This window comes from Akkermansia sp. 54_46 (genome assembly GCF_001917295.1).
GTDB classification, from domain to species: domain Bacteria; phylum Verrucomicrobiota; class Verrucomicrobiia; order Verrucomicrobiales; family Akkermansiaceae; genus Akkermansia; species Akkermansia muciniphila.
In genome coordinates, this window is the sequence record NZ_MNUD01000001.1 from 78590 (window position 1) to 84589 (window position 6000).

5 protein-coding genes are annotated in these 6000 nt (G+C 53.9%); 2 read left to right on the forward strand and 3 right to left on the reverse strand.

Annotated elements, in window-relative coordinates; genetic code table 11:
- Positions 1-14: 14 nt before the first annotated feature.
- Positions 15-1886: a M60 family metallopeptidase gene (locus BHW66_RS00310; RefSeq protein ID WP_102739354.1), complete on the reverse strand. Its 1872-nt coding sequence runs from the start codon at positions 1884-1886 to the stop codon at positions 15-17.
- A gap of 171 nt (positions 1887-2057) precedes the next feature.
- Here BHW66_RS00310 and htpG point away from each other — a divergent pair, with 171 nt between their 5' ends.
- Together htpG and BHW66_RS00320 are read left to right on the forward strand one after the other, a co-directional pair.
- Positions 2058-3899, forward strand: coding sequence for a molecular chaperone HtpG (htpG, locus tag BHW66_RS00315; protein ID WP_102733319.1), 1842 nt, complete (start codon positions 2058-2060; stop codon positions 3897-3899).
- Between the two features lie 83 nt (positions 3900-3982).
- A complete protein-coding gene (locus BHW66_RS00320) occupies positions 3983-4810 on the forward strand; it encodes a potassium channel family protein (protein WP_123052299.1) in 828 nt (275 codons plus the stop codon).
- A gap of 73 nt (positions 4811-4883) precedes the next feature.
- On the opposite strand, the gene BHW66_RS00325 is transcribed toward BHW66_RS00320, so the two are convergent.
- Together BHW66_RS00325 and BHW66_RS00330 are read right to left on the reverse strand one after the other, a co-directional pair.
- Positions 4884-5486, reverse strand: a complete 603-nt coding sequence (locus BHW66_RS00325; protein ID WP_286688802.1) for a DUF805 domain-containing protein — start codon at positions 5484-5486, stop codon at positions 4884-4886.
- 49 nt (positions 5487-5535) lie between these two features.
- Positions 5536-6000: tetratricopeptide repeat protein (locus BHW66_RS00330; protein WP_286688803.1), on the reverse strand; the 465-nt coding region annotated here is incomplete at its 5' end.

A 6000-nucleotide genomic window follows, 5' to 3' on the forward strand; every position in this document is an offset into this window, starting at 1 on the left:
AACCTCTTAAGCTTTCATTTGTCAGGGCGTTTGCCGTACACCAGCGTACGCCTGCCGTCCCAGGAAACGGCTTCAATCCGCGTAGAACCTTCCGGATAGGGAACCGTAGTGGAGGAATTATCCCTGGAATCCGTCCCCGCCATGGTGATGCGGACCATTTCCCTGTCTTTGTATGTTTCAAAGACGACGGCGTTTTTCCACACGTCATGGGAAATAATGCGCCTGTTGCCCTGCTCCGTAACGCCCTGGTTGTAAACGCCGCGGACAGGCAGTCGGTTCTTATATGCTTCCGCGCTATTGACGGAAATATAGTAAATGACGGGGCTTTCCGGCTTTTTGTACTTCCTGGCGTAGGCAATCAGGTTCTTGCAGTCGGCCTCCGTGATGGTCATGCGGGCGCAGGTGTAGTCGTCCAATTCCTGGTCAATGGGCTTGAGCATGCCCGTTTTCCGGAAAAAATCCGTCAGGTCCTGTCTGGCGGCGTCGCAGGCGTTCTTCATGAACGCAAGCTGGAGCTCTCCATCCTTCTTGCCCCTGGTATCCATCTTGATGGCCTTATAAAAGATATCCGGATAAAAGTCGGGATTGCCCTTCCCGGCTATCTTGAAGTACAGCTCCAGCTGCCACAGGGGAGCCAGCTTGACAAAATGGTCGTGCACCATCGGACGGTTATCCCCGCCGGAACGCTTGTCCGGCCCGCTCTGGACAAGCCAGTTTTCCCCCTTCAAAATGCCGTTGTTCAGATAGGCGTTGAAGCGGCCGCCAATCATGTTGCCGTCCCCGCCGTTGATGCGTTCATGCTCCAGGCGCATGCTGGAGGGATTCAGCATGTAATTCACGTAAGCGGAGTAAATGTTATTGGTCACTTCTCCGGTGGATACCCATTTCATGGCGGGGCGCACCTGGTTGACGTGGCCGAACTCATGGGCAATCCCCCAGGCGCTGCCGGGAATCCTGTCCGGATTGCCTACCTCCTTCATGGTGCCGTTATGAAAGGCGGCCCCCGTGCCGTCCGCATGCATGAACCCGTTCCAGATCACACGGCCGAACATCCGGTTTTTGGGCAGCATCCTGTACTTGTACAGGCCCATGATCTGCTGCTCCATGCCGATAATCCTGTCGTACAGGGCAATGAGCTCCTCCCCCTTGTCCGGGCAGAATTGTTTAAGTTCCTCCACCGGATACACCAGATGCACGCGGTTGCCCACGATGTCCACAACTTCCGTGGGGGAGTTTTCCAGCATCCTCTTCCAGTCGCTGTTTTTGCTGACGCCTCCCACGAAAACTCCATTCACCTTGCCGGACAAAATGGACAAATGCACCTTGGGCGCTTTCTTGTAATTGGATGTGAAATACTCAATGTAGCCAAGCCCCTTGTTCTTCGCCCTGATGATGTTGACCCCCTCTTTCAGCGGATAGGAGCTGTGGCCTCCGTCCCGCCCGAAATTGTGGATAACCAGATTCAGTTTTTCACCTTTGGGATCCCCCATGACCAGCAATACGTCCTCCCCCTCTTCAAAAAAGATGCCGGTGGGATTTTCAAATTTGCTGTACTGGCTGGTGCGCAGGCGTTCCGCCAGATCCTTGACCGGTTCATACGGCTCCGCCGTCAGGGCGCGGGCCTTGCGGTCAAATTTCTTCTCCGCCATCTGCTCGGCGAGCCCACGCACAAAGGGATCCTTAATTTTGGCGATGCGGTCGCGCGTGACATTGGGCTTCAATGCAAGCATGTATTCATTGGCGAACACATTGGAATCCAATGCCTTCAAACCCTCCTCCGTAATCGGCGAGCCCCCTGTTTCCTGGGCGGAAAGCACGCCTCCGCCCAGCACGCCGCAGAAGGCCAGTAAAAGAATCCCCTTTTTCAACAATGGTGAGAAAATCATTTGTTAAATAATACTGTTCGGTTTCCGGAATTGTTTCAAGGAAAAACGCCCGGCCCCCATGCCTGTGAAAAAGCCTTTTTGTGTGACATGGGACGCCCGGGCCCAGGGAGAAAAACTGTCCATCCCCCTTGACGGGGGCCGTATAATGACGCTCGCAAAACATTTTTCCATATGAATACAGAAACACATCAATTTCAGGCGGAAGTCCGGCAGCTGCTGGACATTGTCATCAACGCCCTTTACAGCGACCGTGAAATCTTTGTCCGCGAGCTTGTTTCCAACGCTTCCGACGCCCTGGAAAAACTGCGTCTGAAGCAGCTGACGGATTCTAATATTTACCAGCCGGACAAGCCCCTGGAAATCACCGTCACCACGGATAAGGAAAACAAGACCATCACCATTGCGGACACCGGCATCGGGATGACGGAAGCGGACCTGGTGGAAAACCTGGGAACCATCGCCCACTCCGGCACCAAAAAATTCATGGAGGCCCTCAAGCAGAAGCAGGAAGGCGGAGCGGACCTGATCGGCCAGTTCGGCGTGGGCTTCTACAGCTCGTTTATGGTGGCGGACCGGGTGGAAGTGTTCACCCATTCCTATGAACCGGAAGCCGCCTCCCTGCGCTGGTCTTCTGACGGACGGGAAGGCTACAGCATCGAGACGCTGGCGGAACCGCTGGACCGGGGCACCCGCATCGTCATCCGCCTGAAAGACGAATATGAAGAGTTCTCCCAGGAATACCGCGTGAAGGAGCTCCTGCGCCGCTACTCCAACTTCGTGGGGTTCCCTCTCAACTTCAACGGAGAGCGCGTCAACACCGTTCAGGCCATCTGGTCCAAGTCCAAATCCGACGTGAAACCGGAGGAATATGATGAATTTTACCAGTTCATTGCCCACACGGATGAAAAACCCCTGTCCTACATGCACTTCAGCGCGGACGCCCCTATTGCCCTGAATGCCCTGCTTTTCATCCCCAGGCGCAATCCGGAAATGTTCGGATTCGGCCGCGTGGACGCCAACGTGGCCCTGTACTGCAAGCGCGTGCTGATTGACGCCAAGCCGGAAGGCCTGCTGCCGGAATGGCTCCGCTTCCTGAACGGCGTGGTGGACAGCGAGGACCTGCCCCTGAACATTTCCCGCGAAATGCTTCAGGACAACTCCCTGGTGCGCAAAATCAGCGACATCATCACCAAACGCTTCATCAAGCATCTGGAAAAACTGGCGAAGGACGATCAGGAAACCTACAGGGAATTCTACGCGCAATTCTCCCGCTACCTGAAAGAAGGCGTCGTCACCTCCTGGCCGAACAAGGAATCCCTGGGCAAACTGCTCCGTTTTGAATCCACGGCCACGGAACCGGGGGAAACGACCTCATTTGAAGACTACGTCACCCGCATGAAGGAAGGGCAGACGGCCATTTACGCGCTTACCGGCCCCTCCCGTTCCCATCTGGAAAACAGCCCGTACCTGGAAGCCTTCAAAGCCCGCGGCTATGAGGTGGCCTTCTTCACGGACCACGGGGACGAATTCGTGCTGGACTCCCTGTCCAGCGTGGACGGCAAGCCCGTCACGATGATCGACCGCGCCGACGTGGAACTCCCCGCCCTGGAAGAGGAACAGAAGGACGCCCTGCCCCAGGAGGAAGCCGCGGCCCTGGAAGAATGGCTGAAAGGGCTGTACCCGGACAAATTCTCCAAAGTCACCCTGGGCAAGCGCCTGGTCAGCGGAGCCGCCGTAGCCCTGCAAAGCGGCAATGACATGGGGCCGGAAATGAGGGCGTACATGAAAGCCATGGGGCAGGAAGTGCCGGAAAGCCATCCGCAGCTGGAACTGAACCCCTCCAACCCGCTGGTGAAAAAGCTTTCCGCCCTGCGGACGGAAAACCCGGAACTGGCGCAAATGGTGGCGGACCAGATCGCGAATACCGCCCTGCTCCGCGCCGGCATGCTGGACGATCCCGCCGTGCTGGCCCAGTCCTCCCAGGCCCTGATGGAACAGCTCCTGCTGAAGTAAGGGGCCCGGAGGAAACAGCCTCTCTCCCCAAGCCGCTCCCTGCCCACCCCGCCGGGGGCGGCTTTTTCATTTCTCTTCCCGCCATGAACGCGTTACGCCGCATGCCCCGCCACATTCTGTTCCTGAGGCTGGCCTATCAAGCGGGCATGTGCCTGCTGGCCCTGGTCGCCGTAACGCTGACCGCCATTGACCTGACCACGGAAGCGGCGGAATGGGAAGTCACGGCGGACCGCGTCATCTACTGGATTTTTGTGCTGGATTATGTGGTCCGCTTCTCCATCAGCCGGTCCAAATGGCTCTTCGTTAAGGAACACCCCTGGGATTTGTTGGCCATTATTCCCTTTGACGCCCTGTTCCGCCTGTTCAGGTTCGCCTCGCTGGGGGAAATTTTAAGGCTCGCCAGGTATCTGGACCTGTTTTCCTATGCCATGAGGTTCACCACGCGCATCCGGCGTTTCTTCAACACGAACGGATTCAAGTATATCTGCATCGCCGCCCTGGTCATCATCCTGCTGGGGGCCGTAGGCATCCATCTGGCGGAGGGCATGAGCCTGCCCAACGGCATCTGGTGGTCCTTCGTCACGGCTACCACCGTAGGCTACGGGGATACCTATCCGGTCACCACTTCAGGCAAATTCCTGGCTGTATTCCTGATGCTCACGGGCATCGGATTCGTGGGAACGCTCACCAGCACCATCACGTCCTTCTTTCTGAGTCCCCACGGCGGAGAAGCGCTGCCGTACCGGGAAGAGGAAATTGAAGCCATTAAAAAGAAACTGGACGACCTTTCCTCCATGACGGATGAGGACATAGACACCATGGCGGCTCTGCTGAAAACCCTTCGGGACGCCTCCCCAGCACCTTCAGCGGGAAAAGAGGAAACGCCTGCTATCCATTCCGAAAAAAACTGACAAAATCCGTTTGGTATTACATCAAAAAATGCCCTGTCCGTCCCAGGGCAAATACCAAATACTCAACCGTTTTTCAGTGAGAAGATTTTAAGTCTTTATGTTGATTACCAGCTGATTGGCTACCTTTAAAAAAAAGAAACGCCGCAATGACAATGTTGACCAAAGGAACTAGTTCTAAAAGCACCAACCATCCGCTCTCTCCTATGTCATGAAGCCTCCTGACATCTGCAACAATATTGAAATATATATAAGAAATAAAAATAATCACAAATAAAACTAATATTCCTAAATCATTCCCTGTTTTATCCCACACCATTGCAACTCCATTAAGAAGAATAATAACCATAATTGGCAATATCAGCAACTTCAGCGCCCAATATTCAGATCTGGAAATACGACCGGAAAAACTGACATATTTTCTTAAAAATGAAGTTCCATTCGCATTCTCCATTTTTATAGAAGCATTTTCCTCTATTTCTCTGCGGATTTTATGCATATCGGAAGCAGATACGGAAGACTTCAAAATCTCCTGTACGTCAGACGCATTACACTCTATTCCCAACTCATGGTTCACGATGTCTGCAACTGACTTAGAACTTGTTTTTGTCAATATTGCGGCATCCACAAGTTTATTATATGCATTAATACGGGATAGCCTTTCTTCCGACTGTTCCATAACTTTCATCTTTTTATAAATACAGTTACTATGCTCTTCGCTCTTCCCTTTACATTACTCCCAGCTTCTTCAGCATGGAGATGGCAACGGAATTTCCCTGTTCCGCAGCCAGACGATACCAGCGTATCGCTTCCTGCCTGTTTTTAGCAACCCCATGCCCAAAATAAAAACACGCGCCCAATCTTCTTTGAGCTTCTGCATTTCCTTTTTCGGCTGACAAAAAATACCAGTTTACGGCTTCTCTTTTATTCTTCCCAACTCCGTGTCCGAAAAAATAACAATCGCCCAGCCTCCACTGGGCTTCCGCGTTCCCCTGATCGGCGGCCAGACGGTACCACTTCACCGCCTCCTGCTTGTCCTCCCTGATTCCTTCTCCCCAAAAATAAAAGTCTCCCAGCCTCCACTGGGCTTCCGCGTTCCCCTGCCCGGCGGCCAAACGGTACCACTTCACCGCCTCCCGCTTGTCTTCTCTGATTCCTTTTCCAACATAATAACAGTATCCCAGCCTCCTCTC